We start from the raw sequence: 16,446 nt of genomic DNA, 5'->3' as shown, positions 1-16,446 counted from the left end.
CCGGGCGTCGGCGTGGTGCTGCCCGAGCAGGTGTTCAAGGGCATCGACAACGAGGCGACACTGGCCGAGGCCTTCCGCGTCTGCGCCGCGCATACGGCCGATGGCCGGGTGCATCTGGAGACCGATCTGCGTGCGCACATGAACCCGACCCGGATGGCGTCGGTCGCGCTGGTCGCGAACCGGCTGATCGAACGGCTGCGCGAGGAAGGGTATGCAACCGCGCAGGCGCTGCCGGCCTGATCCGGCAGGAGGCCGGGCGCCAGGCTTAGCTGTTGGACTAGTGTGCCGGCGGTCGTGAAATCGTGGTCTGCAGCCAGCTGACGAAGTCCGCGGTCATCCGGTCGCGGCGCGTGCCCTGGCACAGGTAGAACGATCGCGGGCTGACAACGCGTTCGGCCAGCGGCGCGACCAGCACGCCTTCTTCGAGCAGATGGTCGACCAAGGGCGAGCTGCCCAGCGCCACGCCGTGGCCCCGGACCGCCGCCTGGATCGTCTGGTCGAGCTGGCTGAAGCGAAAGCCGATGTCGCCGACCTGGAGATCCGAGCCGGCGTCGCGGAACCAGCTCGACCATTGCAGCCATGGCCAGGCGTGTTGCGGGTCGGCCAGGTGCAGCAAGGTGTGATGCCGCAGGTCGTCAACGCAGTTCAGCTTGCGGCCGTTGCGTTGCAGCAGCGCCGGGCTGCACACCGGGAAGATCTCCTCGCCGGACAGGAAAATGCTCGAATCGGGGGGCGTCTGCGCTGCGCTGCAGTAACGGATGGCAAGGTCGATCTCCGTCTGCTGCAGATTGATCATCCGGTTGTCCGCCTCGATGTGCAGCGCCACATCGGGATATTGCGCGCTGAACCGGGTCAGCCGGGGAACGAGCCACAGCGCGGAGAAAGCGGTGGTCGTGGAAATCGTGATTTGCTGATGGCGCGGTTTCTGCTTCAGCCCTTCGACGGTTTCGGACAGCTGGGACAGCGCATTGCTCACCACCTCGAACAAGACGTGGCCGTGTTCGGTCAGGACCAGCGCGCGATGCTGGCGCTCGAACAAGGGCAGGCCCAGGTGTTCCTCGAGTTTTCTGATCTGCCGGCTGACGGCGGACTGGGTCAGGAAGATTTCTTCACCGGCTTTCGAGAAGCTCAGCCGTCGCGCGGCGGCTTCAAAACCGATCAGCAAGTCCAGTGGGGGGAGGGGGCGGGCCATTCGACTTTCCTCTTGAAGGCTGAAGCGCGGCGCGAAAACTTGCAGCCGTTTGCGCGATAAATTGTTGATGCGCCATTTTCCGCCATGTGCAATGAAATTGCATAAACGGTCAGGCTGACACTGGCCAATCCGGAACGAATGCACGTAGCCACACAGCACCTGCCGCATCAACTTGTCGTTTCAGCTCGCGTTGGCGCTGATGGATTTTCCAGCCTTGACCGAAGATGGCGCGCTCGTGCGCTTCATAGAGCGCTTGCAGCTCGAGCTGGGTCATCGGCACGTCGATATTGTCGGCATCCGTCCAAAAAAATCCCGCTGGCACGCCGAACGCCTTAAGCGTCCCCAGCGTCGTGTTGAGCCGTTCCCGGACAACGAGGCCGCCATCCCAGCGGTGGTCAGCATGCGGGAAGGACACCACGGCACGCTCTTGCTGGTTCCGCCAGACGTTAATCCGCTCGCGTGCGGCGGCTCGGAGCGATTCGAGCGTGGTGGCCGACTCGAACGGCTCGGGCGTGTTGCCGTCTGCCAGCCAGGCCTCGTAGTCGTCCCACCAGCGGTGGCCGCGGGGGATGCTAGCGCCGTCCTCGATGCGGATCACCATGTCCGGGCTTTGCGTCAGCTTGTATTTTGCAGTGCTCATGATTGCCTCGTTTGATGGTGTTGCACGGGTTACAGCTCGGCATCAGCAGCCGCATGGATGTACCAAGTGCTGGCAGCTACTGCTACGTCGGAGTTGTAAACATTCGTTTTTCTGGTTGTCATCCCATATGCACTTGCGTTAGCAGTTGATGCGTCGTTGCTTCCGTTACGCCATTGACCACCAGCACCGGAATTTGTCGGACTAGGGTTATACAAGGTAATAGTAGGGGTCGCCCTCATCTCGACATCAAATTGCCACACTGCCATCGGCTGGGAATTCGATCCGGCTTGCCCTGCATAACAATTGGCGACCAGTCCAAAAGCCAAACCACCACCAGCGCCGTTTGCCGGAACCGTGTTCTGATGGTACGTCTTCTGGAAATATCGCTGGCACAGCGCCAGTTCAACCTGCGCTGGCCGCTCTTCGGACGACGTCGCCACCGCCCCGACTTCGAGCTGCACCTGCGCCAAGTCCAGTACGATCGACTGCTGCCCAAGCGACGCCGTGCGCCCATCGAAACTCGATCCGGCATCGCACCAGAAAAACATTGCGAGGTAGTCATCGCCGCCGGCAATGGTCTTGCCGGCAATGCTGGGGATGTCGGCAGTGATCGTGTAGTAAGTCCAGTTGGTGGTCAGCGCGATTTTCTGGGCACCAATCCCGGTGACGGTCGGCGAACCGCCGGAGCCGAAGTTCTGCGCGAACTCTACTGCGATCGACTTAGCCGCGTCGGCTTTGGCCCAGAACGACCTTGTCACTTTGCGACCGGCGCAGCTGCGTACACTCTCAATGGGCTGGGCAATGGTCGCTTGATTGTTTGCGCCAGCGACCGAGGCCACGACCACGCGCTGGAAGTACGTCGGCTCGCTCGGCACAAGAGTCTGCCCTGGCGCAAATGTTTGGCGCGATACGGCGATGGTCGAGCCGGACGAGTTGCTGACCCAGCGGTCGGCGCAATAGCGTGATCCCGTGCCGGCGGCGATCGAGGTACCGCGCTGCCAGAAGTCGAAATTGCCGTTGATGAGCTTGTTGCGGAAATTGACGGCGCCGGCCGAACCCGTCCGCGACGCGACCAAGGCAGCAACGAATGCAGTCGTTGCCAGTAGCGTGCTGGCGTCGCCGATGACTGCTGTCGGGCCGGACACCGGGCCGGTGAATGCAGCACCGGAGAGGTTGGCCTTCTTGGCCAGCTCGGTGGCCATCGTCACCGCAAAGTTCGGATCGTTAGCGATAGCGGCAGCCAGCTCGTTGATCTGGTTCAGCGTTTCCGGTGAACTGCCAACAACGGCGGCAATGGCTGCGGCGACTTCAGCGTTGCCGCGAGCGTCGTTCCAGTACTGTGGCAGCGGGTCGGTGCTGCCACTAATCACCTCGACAAGTGCCTTCAGGAACAGTGTTCGGTTGGCCAGCGCGCGAATGGGGATGTTGTCCGGGCAGTCCGGACCGCCCGTAAGTACCGCATTGGCTTCGAAGTATGGGACGCCAGACTCCCACACTGCTTGTTCGTTGAGATTTCCCATCTTGGTTCCTTAGATTGAGCCGCGGGTATAGGTGCCGTCGCGCCGGGCGAAGCCATTGCGGATCAGCGCCGCAGCGGAGAAGTCGATTTCAAACAGCGCGCAGCGCGCCGGTGCCACGCTGGCCAGCATCCGCCGTGCTTCCTCGGCTTGTTTGATGCTCAGCTGTCGGAAGCACTTGATGCGGTACACCGCCCACTGATCAGCCTTGGTGCCGCGGATCGCGAAGCCGTCACGGCGACATGTGCCGTCCCTGCGATAGCCGCCTCGGCCTTCCTCGATCTCGATCTCGCCGAGCCCGAGCAGCCGGAATACCTCGCGTACTGCCCAGGGCGTGCCCTTGTAGCGATGGATTTCTATGGCGCGCTTGATCAGCGCCCGCTGTGCCGTTTCGGTCTCGGCCAGTGCCCAGCCGTCGCTGTCGGTCAGCGAGAACTGCTCGGCCAGTGCGTACAGCGCCGAGGCGTCGACCGAATCGATCATGTAGACCAGCAGCGGCGACAGATCGATATCATTCAGGCGGCTGGCTAGGTCGCCTAGCACTTGGAAGCGTGCGTCGCTGGCCAGTGGCGGCTGCAGCAGTTCGTCAGCCATTGGCGACTCCCGCAAAGCGCAGATCGATACCGGTGCAATACGCCCACTCGTGCTCGTCCAGCACCAGCAAGGCCGGCGAGCTGACCGGTGCGCTGTAAACGCCAGGCAGCTGCAGCTTCGCGATGATCTGCTGCGGCACCACGTCACGGCCGAGACCAGCCGCACGGTCTGCGGCATAGGCTTCGGCCGCAGACCGTACTTGCGCCAACACCACCGCTTGGTCGGCACCGGCCTGCAGCGTCACGTCAGCAACGATTTGGTACTCGACCTTGATAGGTGGCAGCGCTTGCACAAAGTCACACAGCGGCCGCACGCGCTCGGCCGAGCAAGTCGCCTCGACCAAGGCCAGCATGGTCTGATCGGGCAGACCACCGTCGAGCAATGGGTAGAGCCGCACTTCACCGGGCGGCACGTCGTTCAGCGAAACGATCTGGCCGTCGATCTTGGCGAGCTTTGGTCCGCGCACTGCGACATCCTTGATGCTCTGATGCGCGCTCTTGGCGTGGAACAGATAGGCCAGCTTGCTGCCGGCCGTGCTGAAGGCTTCCGGCGCCAGCTTGATCCGTTCGCGCAGGCGATCGTTGAGTTCTTCCTCGACGCCGCTGCTTGGTACGCTGATGTTGCCAACCGTCACATCGTCATCGCCGAGGTCATCGACCAAGCTGCTGATTTTGCCGATTTGCCAGCCGTTACCGGCTACGCCTGGCGCGTCGCATACGCCAACCACGTCGATAAACAACTGGCCAGCAGCCAAGACAACGTCGGCCTCCGTCGCAAACGTCACCACCCCGTCGCTGGTCTCGACCTGTGTGCCCGCCGGGATCAGCAGCGCCGTCGACCGTGCGGTCATGAGCTGGAAACGGAATGTGGCGCGGGCGGCCTGCGCCGGCAGGCGGGTTACGCCAACCAGCTCGCCCAGATAGTCGAGCATTGGCGCACGAGCGAACGCGACCAGATTCTGCTTGGCCGCCTCCTGGATGCCGACGCGCACCAGCGTCTCGCGGTAGGCGATCACATCGATCAGCAAACGGTCGACCTGCGCTGGGTACAGTGTCTTGCCGGTCATCCGTTCGTAGTCGGCGATGATCTCGGCGGTGATGAGCTGCGGGTCGCGCTGGATGAAATCCGGTTCGGTCAGCGCCATGGCCGCACCTCTGTTTCACGCAGCACACCATCGGCCAGTTGCCACTGCACGCGCAAGGTCACGTGCGCCTCATCGACCGAGACGATGACCTTGAGTAGCTCGCAACGCGGCTCCCAGCGCCTGATGGCCTCAACGGCCTCGCGCACCAGGTGCGGCCGTACCTCGTTGACGGGGTGGTCGATGTAGAGATGAAGGTCGGAGCCGAAATCGGGGCGATGAGGGTCGCTGCCCTTCGGTGTATTGAGGATGGTGCGGATGCACTGGCCGACGTCGGCCTCAGCCTCGACGACGTCGACGCCCTGTCCCCGGAGGGGACTTCCTGCGGGACGCAGTTCGGAGTGCAGCGCGGGTTGCCAGTGGACGGAAGAGATATCGGATAGCAGCGTCATGCGGCCATCGTGACGTGACGCCCAGCGGCGGGATATTAATCGGGATTAAAATGGCGCAAACAAGGAGAGATGAATGACGATCTATGTGGCGCCAACGTTTAATGCCGATGCTTTCAATTGCCCCTTCTGTAACGCATTTGCACACATGGGTTGGACAGCGTTATTCACCCATCAAAAAACCCCTATTGGGGCATTTTCAGCGTGGTGCAAGCACTGTCAGCAGCGCAGCATCTGGCGGTTGCCGCCCAATAACTCTGGTTTTCCAGACTCTCCAGATCGTGAAGCTCAGCGAGCGGTGATGTTGTACCCAATCGCTTCGTCTGCGCCTGTTGCGCACGTCGATCTACCTGACGATTGCCGTCTCGACTACGACGAGGCGCGCACTGTTGCTCAACATTCACCACGAGCTGCCGCGGCACTGCTCCGCCTTGTGATCCAGAAGCTGTGTGTCCACCTTGGCTGCGCGGGAAAGAAAATTGATGAAGACATTGCGAAGCTGGTCGCAAATGGTCTACCAGTGCGCATGCAACAGGCTTTCGATGTCGTGCGTGTAACCGGTAACAACGCAGTCCATCCCGGCGAAATGGATTTGCAAGACAACCCCGAGCTTGCGTTTGCCCTGTTTGGCCTGATCAACATGGTCGTCGAAGAAATGATCACGAAGCCCAAGGCGCTTGAGGCCATGTTTGCGAATCTGCCGGCAGGTGCGCTAGAGGCCATCGAGCGTCGCAACACGAAAGCGACAGCCAAGTAGTCAATGCACATGATGGTTGGAGTTGCCGCCGGCATCCATCACCGAGCCGCTGGCGCTGACATCACCCTCTACCTCGACCTTACCGCTGATCTTCGCGGCGGTGCCGTCGCCGCCTGAGCCGGCCATGCCGCCGAGGAAGGTCAGCTTCTTCTGCACGGTCAGGTTGCCAGTCACTTCGGCCTCGGGCGTGTCGATCGTCACCTTGGCACCGGCCTTCAGCGTGATCTCGGTGCTGGCCTGGACGATCATCTTCGCAATACCTGTCACAGACAGCGTGTGCGTGCCGCGGTCGTACTCCAGCAGCGCACCGTCCTTGAAGCGGATGACGAATTTGTTCGGGTCGGTCACCGGCGGCGTGTCGGCGTCGGAGTAGATCGCGCCTAGGATCACGCCGTCCTCGCCACGCGGGTCGAGCAGCACCTTCACCTGTTCGCCGATGTCATAGGTCCAGCAGCACTGATCGTTCTGCGTCTTCGGGTAGGCGATCGGTAACCACATGCTGCGCAGGTTGTCGAAGTCCGGAAAGCGCACGCGGGCAAAGCCCGGCCGTGAGGCGCTGACCGTGCCGGTCTTGAGCGTGGCGCCAAACTCGTCGAGTGTTTCGCGGTTCATGGTTTTTTCCCCGTCGTCGTACCGATGACCTGCACCTTGCCGTCCTTCTCGCCGTAGACCGTAAGCCCCTTGGCCGACTTCTTCGGGGCGGGCTTGGCCGCGCCCGGTCGCGTCGGCAGCGCCACGCGCTTCACTTCCAGCTCGGTGACATAGCCACCGCCGCGTGTGAGCCGATGCCTGGACGACTCAACCAAGTAGCGCCCGGACAGCCTGCCGCAATCGATCAGTGTGAACGTGGTGCCGGCGACCAGCTTCGGGTTGCCGATCACTGTGATCGATCCGCCGGTCTGCTGCAGGTTGGCGTGATTGAGTGCGGCCTGTGCCTTGGTTTGCGCGGTCGCCTTCGAGCCGGCCCGGCTCGACAACTTCAGCGTGTCGCCGCTGCTGGCCTTGCCGGACTTCGCCGGTGCACTGGTATGGCCGATGACGCCGGTCTCGCCGTTGGGCTTCTCGGCGATCACCATCAGCTTCTTGGCCTTCGGGTCGTGATACTTCGACTTGACCGCCTTGTAGATGTCCTTGATCTTGTCGCGCAGCCGGATCGAAATGATCTCCGACAAGGCCACTGTGCCCACCGGATCGCCATCGCGCAGCGCGCTCAGCTCGGTAAACACCAGCTGGTCGCCGACGATCTTGAACGCATAGCCGTACTCGCGGCCGAGGCGGGTCAGGAAGCCAACGTCGTGTTCCTGATACTGCGTCACCCGGTCGATCCGAATATCACGAATCTTGCCGACCAGCGTCAGCCGGTTGCGCTTGGCGACACGCGATGCGATTGCAGCAAGCGAGGTGTTCTCATAGCCATGGTTGCCGGGCGTGCGCACCGGCTTGTTGATGCCGGTCGACAACGCCCGGATCGACACGGTCGATGGCGGCCGGGCGAATTCGATCTCGTCGACCTCGAATGCACCGCACGGCAGCAGCGGCACCTGGTCGTAGCCGATCTTCAACGACAGCGTGTCGCCCTTGCCCGGATACCACTGGTTCGCCCAACGGCCGTCGGTGTCCTCGAGTTCGACCTCCAGTTCGTCGGACTGCCCGGCCAGGTAATCGGTATAGGTCACCGACAGCACGTAGGGCGTGATGTCCTCGGTGATGTTCTTCTTGCCGTAGGTGAGCACGAACACCGGATGCGGCACCGCAACCGAGGTCGGCGCTTGCGGCGTAGCAGTCAGCGCAGCCATGGCGGCAAGTCCTCCGATACATCCTGCTGCTCGATCACCGGGATCGACAGTGTCAGCCCGGCCGGCAAACAAGGCAACAGCGGCACGTGCGGATTGGCCACGATGATCCGCTCGTACTGGAACGGATCGCCGTAATACAGCACCGAGAGCTGATCCCAGCGCTGACCCTGGGTGGTGATATGCGTCAAGAACATCAGATCGCCCTCGTCACGACCATGGCCGCGAGCTTCGCCGTCGCCGGCGCCGCTTGCTCCAGGGCCGCACTTGCAGTGGAAAGCTGGCCCGCCATCTGATCGATCTTGCCGACGACGTTGCCGGTGTTCGCGCCGGCCAGTACGCCCTGCGCGGCGGTAATCATTGAGAGCGCGTTATTGCCGGCCCGCATCAGGCTGGCCGCTTCCGGTAGCTGGCTAGTCAAACCGCCCAATGCCGGGGCAAGCTTGGCCAGTGGTGCGGCTGCGTCGCCGAGCCCGGTCATCAGACCAGGCACACGGCCGAGCGCGGCCAACGGGTTGTTGCGCAGCTGCTGCGCCACGCGGACGGCATCGGTCGCCGTGCGCATGGCCGCTTGCGCCTGGTTCGCCGCCGAGACCGCCTGCCGGATGCTGTCGCGGGCGCTGTTCACTGCGCCGATCGCCTGGCCGGTTGGCACCAGCTTGGCCGAGACCGGCGGCACTTTAGGCTGTACCGCCGGCGCCGGCAGCGGGTTCTTTTTGTCGCCGACGTACTCGCGCAAGGTCGCCGTCGCCGTCACGGCGACCAGCGTCCCGAAGCCATCGGTCTGTTCGCTGGTCGCCTGCACGTCGGTCAGGACGAACCAGCCCTTGTAGTCGCCGTTGCCCAGTACCAGTGCCATGGCCCGGTGCAAGGCCAGCGCCTTCTTCAGCCTGGCCAGCTCGCGCTCGGGCTCGCAGAACTGCGCATGGAACGACAGCGTCAGGCGAATCTCGTCGAGCTTGTCGCCGATGATCTGCAGCCGTGGCTTGCCATCGATCAGCGCGTGCTCGGCATAGTCGGCGCCGAACTGCGACTCGAAGCCGTCGAAGTACGCGATCAGGTCGAACTGGATGTCCCCGAGCAGCGCGTACATCAGTAGGCTCTCCGCGCTTGCTGTGCCGTTACCCGGCCGATCAGTTGCTCGAGCTCGTGAAGCGACAGCTGCAGCCCCTGTTGCACGGCATCCTTTACGGATTGCGGCGAGCCCGGCGGCACGGTGATATGCGGGCTGAAGTGGATAGTCATGCCACCACCGGCAGCACCGGCCGGCCCGGCTGCGGATGCGCGCCCGGCGCCCAAGCGTTTCGCGGCCGCTGCGGCCGCCGTCTGCGCCGCCATGCTGCCGGCCGCCTTGCTGGCCAGCCCGGACGATCGGCCGATGCCGATTGCCGCACCTTGGGCGATGTTGTCACCGAAACCCATGAACACGCGCGATGGTGACTGGATGCCCAGCGTGCTGGAGAACCAGCCCTTGATGTCCTGGCCGAAGCCGACGATGGCCTCCTTGGCCGCGCCGAACTTAGCCTTGATCCCGTTGATCAGCCCGCCGATCAGGTGGCCGCCGAAGTCGGTGAAGGTTTTCGGCATGTCGACACCGAACCACTTCATCACGCCGGCGAACGCCTTGTAGAACAGTCCGACCGGCGACCAGTTGAGGATCAGCCTAGCCACGCCGCCAATGCCGCCGGCAAACGCCGTTTTGACCTCGGCCCACAGGCCAGAGAAAAACTGTTTGATCGGTGACCAGTAGCGATAAATCAGATACGCCGCGATCGCGATACCGGTAATCGCCAAGCCGATCGGGTTCATCAGCATTGCGCGGCCGATCCACAGCACGGCTTGGCCAACCAGCCGCAGGCCGCCGACCAGGTTGCCTGCAAGCAACTTGCCCAGGAATAACACGCCACGCGCGGCCAGAATCAGCGGCGAGCCGAACGCCATCGCCATGCCTCGAGCGAACGGCAACAGGGCACGGCCGACGGCCATGAAGCCGCCGCCCAGCCCGCGCAGCACCGACAGCGCCGGTGCAAAACCGCCGCGTTGTGCGAAGGCTCGCAGCAGGGTCCACTTGCCAGAGAGCGCTGTGACCGCCGAGGTCAGTGCATTAAATGGCGACAGCACCAGGTTGATGCCATAGCGCAGCGCAATAAACGCCATCTTGCCGGCCAGCAATCCGCCAACAAGGCCGATCACGCCCTTGATCACGACGGGGTGGGCCTTGGCCCATTCGCCGAATGCCGAGATCGCCGGCTTGATGTCACGCAGCAGTTCATTGATCGTCGGCAGCAGGGCTTCGCCGATAGTGATGCCGATATCCATCATGCTGATCTTGAATGCTTTGAAATGCTCAACGGCGGTCTCGGTGCGCTTGGCGTAGTCCTTGTCGATCAAGCCCTTGTCGGCCGCGTCGATCGAACCCTTCTTGATGTCCTGCATCTCGCCCTGGTTGGCGATCGCCGGGCGGATGAAGTTCATCGCCTGCATGTCCTGGAACAGCTCGCCGAGCTTGTACGCCTCCTGCAGTTTGCCGACGGCAACCTGGCGCTCCTTGTCGTCCTTGATGTTCATCGCCGCGATGAAGCGATCGGCGGCCTCCGGACTCTTGGTGCCCAAATACTGGGTGATGACCTTGAGCATAGCCTCGACCGGCGTGAAACCTTGGGAGCGCAGCGTCTGCATACTGGTCTTCAGGTCTATGCCGGCGTTGGCGAAGTCCTTCAGGGTTTCCGGCGCGGTGAGCTTCTGTAGGAAGTTGCGGAAGTTGTTGGCGGCCTCGTCGTTCGAGCCCGCGCCCTTGCGGGCAATCTGCAGCGCGGCGCCGATTTCGGCGACGGCTTCCTTGCCGGTAACGCCCATCGCCTGGAACGACGGCGCAATCTGCGGCAGGAACTTGGCCATGTCGCGAATTTCGACCTGACCACGCTTGCCGGCGTAGGCCAGCATGTTCATCGCGCCTTCGTAGCCGTCGGCGCCGATGTTGAGGTTGTCCTTCATGGCCAGCGCGACGGCGCCAAGGTCGTCCATGCTGGCGCGGGTGGCGGTGGCCGACTTGGCCATCACCGGCGCGTATTTCTCCAGCTCCCTGGCGTTCTGGATGCCACCGGCAACAAGCACGCCCGTGCCGCGGGCGACTTCGGCTTGGGTCTGGTTCCAGTCGAGCGCCGACTTGCGCATGGTCTTGCCGAGGCTGGCCTCTTCGGCCTTGCTGAATTCGCCGGTGATGGCGGTATCGCGCAGCTGATCCTGAAAGCCGGCGGCCAGTTGCACCGACTTCAGCACCGGTGCGCCGAGCGCGACGGCGGTACCGACGGTTTCCATTGCCTCGCTACGCAACTCGCCCCGGGCCGACTTGAGCGCCGCGCCGCGGGCAAGGCTGGCGGTCAGCCGTTCCTGCTTGGCGCGCAGTTGATCCAGCGTCTGGCCAAGCTGTTCGTACTGGCGGCGCAAGGCACTGATGTTGCGTCCCGGGTGCGCCATCGCGCGGGCCATGACCTCACCCAGACGCGCGTGCTTCGCACTGACTTCGGTGGCGGCCTGCCCAAGTCGCAGCGTGGTGCTGCGCGCCGAGGCGAAGACCGACTGAAACGAGCCGGACAGCAAGGCACCGATCTTGATCCCGACCAGCACTTCATTGCTCATGATTTCGCCCCTTTGCTATGCTGCAACCATGTTTGAAAAAACGCTCACTTCCTCGGCGAAGACCATCTACTGGCTCACCATCGGCTGTGTTGCCGTCGGCTTGGGCTGGCTTTGCTTTGCGCACCTACCGTTCTGGTTCGCCCTGATCGTGCTGCCGTTTGCGCTGATGCTGGCTGCACTGGCCGGCGCGCCGCTGGCCGCGGGCGCCGGCCTGGTGGGTGGTGTAGTGATGGCTTCGGTGGTCTGGCTCAGCCGTAAAGCTGCCGCTGCTGCTCGTTCTCGCGCTTGACCTTGCGCTCGGCCGCGCCGATCCAGAACCAGTAGTCGTCCATATCGAGCCCGTCGATTTCGGACGGCTGTATCCCAAGGATGTTGAGCAAGGCTTCGTCCAACGGCCGCAGTGCTTCTTCAGCCGCCCACCATGGCGCGAAAGGAGTCTTGCAGCGCCTTCGAGTCGGCCACATCGAGCTGATCGATATCTTCCAGCGTCAGCCCGGTGATCTGCGCGAACAGAAAGTCTTCTTGGTCGGCCTCGTCCTTGCTGTACTTACTCGCCGCCTTCATGTCGGCGCGCTTGGCACGGCGGATATTCAGCTTGTCGATGGTGACGCCGGCGGCGCTGGTGAACGGGTGCTTGAGTTGGAGTTCCATAACGAATCCTTCGCGTGGGTTGAACGGCTCAACGAGATGAGCAAGCGGGTACACGAAGGATTGTCGACGCCCAACCGACTGCAGTCGGTTAAACGGCTTTAAAAACAAACGGCCCGCATTGCGCGGGCCGTTGTCATGGGTGAAATGGTGCGGAACTAGCCGCCGATATTGCGCCGGTAGTCGGCAAGCATGTCCTCGCCACCGACGCGGAAGATGTTCGCCATGTAGTCCAGTTCGAGCACGTCCTCACCGTCGATCACCTGCTTGATGTAGGTGGCCGAGAATGCCGACGCAAACTCGGCGTTGTCGTGCTGCTTGAAGGTGCCAAGCGGGTTCTTCTTGAACATCACGGTGAGGTAGGTCACCAAGCTGACTTCCTGCAACCGGCCTTGCGCACCGTAGGTCTCGATGTTCGAGCGGCACTGCAGCTGCACCGCCTTGAACGGGTTGGCGGCGAGCTTGGCCACGTCCTTGTACAGCGAGTTCCACTTGATCTCGCCTTCCAGTTTGTCGAAACCCGACGGCAGCTCAATCTTGCCGACCATCCCCAGCGCCTTGTGCTCGGCCATAATGGCGGCGACATCGGGCAGCTTGATCTCCTCGGCACGGCCGATCAGCGAGTTACCGTTGGCGTAGATATTGGCATTGGTGATGCGGTTGATTTGAATCTGGCCGGCCATGGTCAGTTACTCCCCTTCAGCGTCAGCAGGTATTCCGAGGTGATCTCGGTCTCGTAGGTGGTGCGCTCATTCGGCGGCGGCACCGTGTACTTGTAGCTGATCAGCAGATGGCCGTTGGCGAGTTCGGTTTCCTCGTTGCGAGCCGGATCGAACCACGCCTTGAACCCCAGCAGTGCACCGACCCCGATCCGGTCCCGACCATAACCGTTGGCCGACTCCAGCAGCGAGTCGATCAATGCCTGGTTCATCGGCATATCGATGTACTGCAGGCTGAAGTAGCGGATCGATTCGTTGATCACGTCGCCGGTACGGCGCACGTTCTCGAAATTGCGCATATGCGTCACGGTCGGCCACGCCGCGGTGCGGTTGCCCCACAGCCGGTAGCCCGAGCCGAAGCTTGAGAACACCGTGGTGATGCCGACCTCGTTGAGCAGGTTCACCTCGGATTGCGGGTCGTCGATCATCGCCGAGAGCTGGCGCTCGACGCCGATCACGCCGGCCAGCTCTTGGTTCGAGTGCGACCACCAATAGCCCTTATCCAGGTCAACCTTGGCGCGCAGGCCGGCGGCGCGCGCCGACAGCGGCTCCAGGCGTTCGGCGTTGAGCACCGGGTCGTAGACCTTCACGTGCGGATAGCACAGGCGAACCCGATCGCTGGAGGTATTGAAGTTGATCGTTCCCTGCGGCCCGCGGCCGGCGATCGCTTGGGCAAAGGTCGTGCCGATCGGCGCATCGATGTAGGCAATCGCACCGAGTTGGTCGGCCATCGCGATCAGCTCGGTCGCTACCGAGTTCTGCGTGCAGAACGCCGGTGAGATCAGAATCTTGGCGAAGAAGCCGAACTGGTTGTACGTGTCCTTCAACGCCTTCAGGCCGGTGCGCACGCCTGCAGCATTGACCGCGCCGATGATGTCGGCCGGCGTGACCTTGGTCGGGTCGGCGAAGTCGTAGCCGGCCTTGCCGCCGCCACTGGCTGCGATCGCACCGCTCTTGAGCCGGACCAGTTCACCGGACAGCGGATCGACGGTGTAGTCGGTGCCGGCGATGTAGGTCACCGCACCGTCATTGCTTTTGAACACCAGATTGACGATCGCACCGTGCGCCAGTTTCGCGCGGTCAGTCGACGCATCGAAGGTGACCGCCTCGCTGGCCACGGCCGTTTTGTGGATCGCCGGGTCGAGCACGTTGACGATGATGACCGTGCCGGCGCCGTGGTCGTAGATCGCATCCAGCGCCTGTGGAATGGTGAAGCCCGGCAGCTGCGTGCCGAACTGGGCCGCGTCTTTCTCCGACAGGCTCAGGATCGTCTGGTTGACCGGGCCCATCGGTGCAGTGCCGATCAGCGCGATCACGGCGGACTTTGCCGTCTGGACCTTGCGCTTGCCGCGCTCGACCTCGGTCGTTTCCACACCATGCAAATAGTTTGCAGCCATGCTCATGCCTCCTTGGCGGATTCGTCCGCGCTAACAGCCGGGCGTGCCGACACCTTGGTGGTTTTGGCCGGTGCCGGTGCGAGGTAGCCCAAGGCCAGCAGCGTCTTGGTGTATTCGTGTTCGGCCGGCAGTTCGACTTCGGCGCCGGTGTGCAGCATGACTTCGCGCGGCTCGTCGCCGTCCTGCAGCGTCACGCCGCTGGTGGGGCCGCTATAGAGATACTTCATGGGGTTTCCTCATAGGTCACGGTGGTCAGAACAGGCAGGTTGTCCGGCTCGACATCCTCGACCTGCATCGCTTCGGTACTGAAATCCACGGCGTATTGCCAAATGCCGCCGACTTGCCCGAGGAATTTCTCGGATACCGCCTTGGTCTTGCGGCAGTCCGGCGGCCGAAAACCGATCAGTGCCGCACGCACGACATCGAGCACGTCGACGGCGCCACCGCGGCCATTGAGCTGCCGCAGCATCACCGTGATCGACAGCTTCAGCGTCCGGGGCTGGGCGATGCAGCCGACATCGACCGTCTCGGCGAAGTTGCTGCCCGGGTAGCTCACCAGGAGCGCACCAACTGCGTGATTCACGCGGTACTCGGCCGGCCGTTCGGGGAAATACTCGACGGCCAATTGCGGCAACCTGGCCTGCAGGCGAACGACGACGGACTCCAGAATTTGCAGGGTCGTGGCCATCAGTACCGATCCAGTAAATCGGCAGAAAACCGGCGTGGCCGGGTGCGAGCCTTCATTTCGCCCGGCTCCGGCGTGGCCTCGCCAGTCGGCGCGCCGATGGTCAGCTTGTTGTCACGGATCGCCTCGAGCATCTGCAGCGCCGATTTGTAGGTTCGCGTCACTGCATCCGGCAGATCGTTGCCTTCCGGCCGCCGTGCATACAGCCAATGGCGGGCCAGATTGACGGTGATGTCCTTCACCACGGTCGGCACCGGCTCCAGCGGCAGCAGGTAACGGCCGCGCAGGTAGGCGTCGACGAGTTCCTCGGCCTGACGAACAGCCTCGTCGACCACCGCCTGATTCAGTACCGGCGCCGGTGCGTTGAAGTCGGTCGCACTGTCGTTGGTCAACTGAATCAGTGTGGCCATCGGGATGGCCAGTTGCAGGTCTGCCAGGGTGCAGTAGCGCATGATCGGCTCAGAAGCTCGTCGGCCGGGCGACTGCCCGCGTCAGCGCCATGAAGCCTTGCTGCAGGTGGTCCTGGCCAATGTTCAGCCAGCGGTCGACTTCAAAGGCATCGGGCGACAGCGCAACCAGCACGAAATCATCGGCAGCAGGCGCTTCTTCCTGCACATCATCGGTGGCGAATACCGGCAAGCCGGCACGCAGCGTTTCGACCAACGCGCCAACCTCGGCAGACTTGGCCTTGATTTCGTTCATCAAGGCGATCTCTTCCTCGGTCAAATCGCGATAGCCGGTAATGCGCTGGTGCTGGTTGTCCATGCTCAGATACCCCGCACGATACGGATCACGTCGCCCGCCGCAGCGGCAGCGTCCCAGGCGAAGCCGTTGCCGACGCCGGCGGCCTTGGTGATGGCCTTGCCGGCGGCGTCGGATTGCACCTCGGCGCCGGCCGCGATCGCGGCACCGGCTTCGACCAGGATCACGCCGAGCACATTGGATGGCGCCATGTTGCCGGCACCGGTATCAACCTCGACGACGCCGAGCGCCTTGGTGCCGGCGGCGCAGATACCACCGTCAAAGCCGACGAAGCGGCGTTGGGTCAGGTCGGTCAGTGCCAAGACCGACGTCGTCAGCGTTACGTGTTGTGGCTTCATTGCTGGCCATCCTTCTTGTCAGCGGTATCCGTTGCGGCTTTGTCGCCGTCGGAGTCCTTGGTCTTGGTCGTCACCTTGGCTTCCACCGGAACCTTGGCCGGTTCGATCCATTGCGCCAGCGGCTTGGCCTCGTCGTCGGCCAGCTCGATCAGCTCGCCCTCGGGATACAGCGCATCGCCGTGCTTGATGGCCATGCCTTTGACGACGTACAGCGTCTTCTTGATCTCACTCATCA

Annotated in this window: 24 protein-coding genes; 3 read left to right on the top strand and 21 right to left on the bottom strand. The window is 63.0% G+C overall.

Annotated elements, in window-relative coordinates; translation table 11 throughout:
* Positions 1 to 12: 12 nt before the first annotated feature.
* Positions 13 to 240: a DUF6671 family protein gene (locus tag R0382_RS18405; protein ID WP_432721432.1), complete on the top strand. Its 228-nt coding sequence runs from the start codon at positions 13 to 15 to the stop codon at positions 238 to 240.
* 37 nt (positions 241 to 277) lie between these two features.
* On the opposite strand, the gene R0382_RS18400 is transcribed toward R0382_RS18405, so the two are convergent.
* The 6 genes from R0382_RS18400 to R0382_RS18375 form a co-directional block, all read right to left on the bottom strand.
* Positions 278 to 1,192, bottom strand: coding sequence for a LysR substrate-binding domain-containing protein (locus tag R0382_RS18400; protein ID WP_432721431.1), 915 nt, complete (start codon positions 1,190 to 1,192; stop codon positions 278 to 280).
* A 109-nt stretch (positions 1,193 to 1,301) separates the two neighbouring features.
* A complete protein-coding gene (locus R0382_RS18395) occupies positions 1,302 to 1,832 on the bottom strand; it encodes a DUF4376 domain-containing protein (RefSeq protein WP_432719829.1) in 531 nt (176 codons plus the stop codon).
* Between the two features lie 29 nt (positions 1,833 to 1,861).
* Positions 1,862 to 3,352 (bottom strand): hypothetical protein, encoded by a 1,491-nt coding sequence (locus tag R0382_RS18390; protein WP_432719830.1) that lies wholly within the window; start codon positions 3,350 to 3,352, stop codon positions 1,862 to 1,864.
* A 9-nt stretch (positions 3,353 to 3,361) separates the two neighbouring features.
* Complete coding sequence (locus R0382_RS18385; RefSeq protein ID WP_432719831.1) at positions 3,362 to 3,943, bottom strand: phage tail protein; 582 nt, start codon at positions 3,941 to 3,943, stop codon at positions 3,362 to 3,364.
* Positions 3,936 to 5,087 (bottom strand): baseplate assembly protein, encoded by a 1,152-nt coding sequence (locus R0382_RS18380; protein WP_432719832.1) that lies wholly within the window; start codon positions 5,085 to 5,087, stop codon positions 3,936 to 3,938. The genes R0382_RS18385 and R0382_RS18380 overlap by 8 nt, the downstream gene beginning before the upstream one ends.
* On the bottom strand, positions 5,078 to 5,476 hold the full coding sequence (locus tag R0382_RS18375) for a GPW/gp25 family protein (protein WP_432719833.1): 399 nt from the start codon (positions 5,474 to 5,476) through the stop codon (positions 5,078 to 5,080). The genes R0382_RS18380 and R0382_RS18375 overlap by 10 nt, the downstream gene beginning before the upstream one ends.
* A 73-nt stretch (positions 5,477 to 5,549) precedes the next feature.
* On the opposite strand from R0382_RS18375, the gene R0382_RS18370 reads away from it, so the two are divergent.
* Positions 5,550 to 6,230, top strand: coding sequence for a DUF4145 domain-containing protein (locus R0382_RS18370; RefSeq protein WP_432719834.1), 681 nt, complete (start codon positions 5,550 to 5,552; stop codon positions 6,228 to 6,230).
* On the opposite strand, the gene R0382_RS18365 is transcribed toward R0382_RS18370, so the two are convergent.
* Genes R0382_RS18365 through R0382_RS18345 form a run of 5 tightly spaced genes read right to left on the bottom strand, consistent with a single transcriptional unit; the run spans position 6,231 to position 11,662 of the window.
* Positions 6,231 to 6,842 carry a phage baseplate assembly protein V gene (locus R0382_RS18365; protein ID WP_432719835.1) on the bottom strand — a complete coding sequence of 204 codons (612 nt, stop codon included), beginning with the start codon at positions 6,840 to 6,842 and terminating at the stop codon, positions 6,231 to 6,233.
* On the bottom strand, positions 6,839 to 8,026 hold the full coding sequence (locus R0382_RS18360; RefSeq protein ID WP_432719836.1) for a phage late control D family protein: 1,188 nt from the start codon (positions 8,024 to 8,026) through the stop codon (positions 6,839 to 6,841). The genes R0382_RS18365 and R0382_RS18360 overlap by 4 nt, the downstream gene beginning before the upstream one ends.
* The gene (locus tag R0382_RS18355) at positions 8,014 to 8,220 is read right to left on the bottom strand and encodes a tail protein X (protein ID WP_432719837.1); all 207 of its coding nucleotides are present in this window, start codon (positions 8,218 to 8,220) and stop codon (positions 8,014 to 8,016) included. The genes R0382_RS18360 and R0382_RS18355 overlap by 13 nt, the downstream gene beginning before the upstream one ends.
* Complete coding sequence (locus R0382_RS18350) at positions 8,220 to 9,116, bottom strand: phage tail protein (RefSeq protein WP_432719838.1); 897 nt, start codon at positions 9,114 to 9,116, stop codon at positions 8,220 to 8,222. Before R0382_RS18350 ends, R0382_RS18355 begins: the two co-directional genes overlap by 1 nt.
* Positions 9,116 to 11,662, bottom strand: a complete 2,547-nt coding sequence (locus tag R0382_RS18345) for a phage tail tape measure protein (protein WP_432719839.1) — start codon at positions 11,660 to 11,662, stop codon at positions 9,116 to 9,118. The genes R0382_RS18350 and R0382_RS18345 overlap by 1 nt, the downstream gene beginning before the upstream one ends.
* Here R0382_RS18345 and R0382_RS18340 point away from each other — a divergent pair.
* Complete coding sequence (locus R0382_RS18340) at positions 11,634 to 11,951, top strand: hypothetical protein (RefSeq protein ID WP_432719840.1); 318 nt, start codon at positions 11,634 to 11,636, stop codon at positions 11,949 to 11,951. The two genes, R0382_RS18345 and R0382_RS18340, sit on opposite strands and share 29 nt — an antisense overlap.
* On the opposite strand, the gene R0382_RS18335 is transcribed toward R0382_RS18340, so the two are convergent.
* The 10 genes from R0382_RS18335 to R0382_RS18290 all read right to left on the bottom strand — a co-directional run bounded on the left by R0382_RS18335 (position 11,911) and on the right by R0382_RS18290 (position 16,444).
* A complete protein-coding gene (locus R0382_RS18335; RefSeq protein WP_432719841.1) occupies positions 11,911 to 12,042 on the bottom strand; it encodes a hypothetical protein in 132 nt (43 codons plus the stop codon). The two genes, R0382_RS18340 and R0382_RS18335, sit on opposite strands and share 41 nt — an antisense overlap.
* A gap of 28 nt (positions 12,043 to 12,070) precedes the next feature.
* The gene (locus R0382_RS18330; protein WP_432719842.1) at positions 12,071 to 12,313 is read right to left on the bottom strand and encodes a phage tail assembly protein; all 243 of its coding nucleotides are present in this window, start codon (positions 12,311 to 12,313) and stop codon (positions 12,071 to 12,073) included.
* A gap of 155 nt (positions 12,314 to 12,468) precedes the next feature.
* Positions 12,469 to 12,993, bottom strand: coding sequence for a phage major tail tube protein (locus tag R0382_RS18325; RefSeq protein ID WP_432719843.1), 525 nt, complete (start codon positions 12,991 to 12,993; stop codon positions 12,469 to 12,471).
* A gap of 2 nt (positions 12,994 to 12,995) precedes the next feature.
* A complete protein-coding gene (locus tag R0382_RS18320; RefSeq protein ID WP_432719844.1) occupies positions 12,996 to 14,426 on the bottom strand; it encodes a phage tail sheath subtilisin-like domain-containing protein in 1,431 nt (476 codons plus the stop codon).
* A gap of 2 nt (positions 14,427 to 14,428) precedes the next feature.
* Positions 14,429 to 14,653, bottom strand: a complete 225-nt coding sequence (locus R0382_RS18315; protein ID WP_432719846.1) for a hypothetical protein — start codon at positions 14,651 to 14,653, stop codon at positions 14,429 to 14,431.
* Positions 14,650 to 15,114, bottom strand: a complete 465-nt coding sequence (locus tag R0382_RS18310; protein ID WP_432719847.1) for a Gp37 family protein — start codon at positions 15,112 to 15,114, stop codon at positions 14,650 to 14,652. The genes R0382_RS18315 and R0382_RS18310 overlap by 4 nt, the downstream gene beginning before the upstream one ends.
* Positions 15,114 to 15,563: a gp436 family protein gene (locus tag R0382_RS18305; RefSeq protein WP_432719848.1), complete on the bottom strand. Its 450-nt coding sequence runs from the start codon at positions 15,561 to 15,563 to the stop codon at positions 15,114 to 15,116. The genes R0382_RS18310 and R0382_RS18305 overlap by 1 nt, the downstream gene beginning before the upstream one ends.
* Before the next feature lie 7 nt (positions 15,564 to 15,570).
* Positions 15,571 to 15,876 carry a DUF7681 family protein gene (locus tag R0382_RS18300; RefSeq protein ID WP_432719850.1) on the bottom strand — a complete coding sequence of 102 codons (306 nt, stop codon included), beginning with the start codon at positions 15,874 to 15,876 and terminating at the stop codon, positions 15,571 to 15,573.
* Positions 15,877 to 15,878: 2 nt separating this feature from the next.
* Positions 15,879 to 16,211: a capsid cement protein gene (locus R0382_RS18295; protein WP_432719851.1), complete on the bottom strand. Its 333-nt coding sequence runs from the start codon at positions 16,209 to 16,211 to the stop codon at positions 15,879 to 15,881.
* Positions 16,208 to 16,444 (bottom strand): hypothetical protein, encoded by a 237-nt coding sequence (locus R0382_RS18290; protein ID WP_432719852.1) that lies wholly within the window; start codon positions 16,442 to 16,444, stop codon positions 16,208 to 16,210. Before R0382_RS18290 ends, R0382_RS18295 begins: the two co-directional genes overlap by 4 nt.
* Positions 16,445 to 16,446 lie beyond the last annotated feature (2 nt).

The sequence above is a fragment of the Jeongeupia wiesaeckerbachi genome (genome assembly GCF_050916355.1).
GTDB classification, from domain to species: domain Bacteria; phylum Pseudomonadota; class Gammaproteobacteria; order Burkholderiales; family Chitinibacteraceae; genus Jeongeupia; species Jeongeupia wiesaeckerbachi.
The sequence above is the reverse complement of the archived record's forward strand: the minus strand, read 5'-3'. Positions and strand labels throughout refer to the sequence as shown.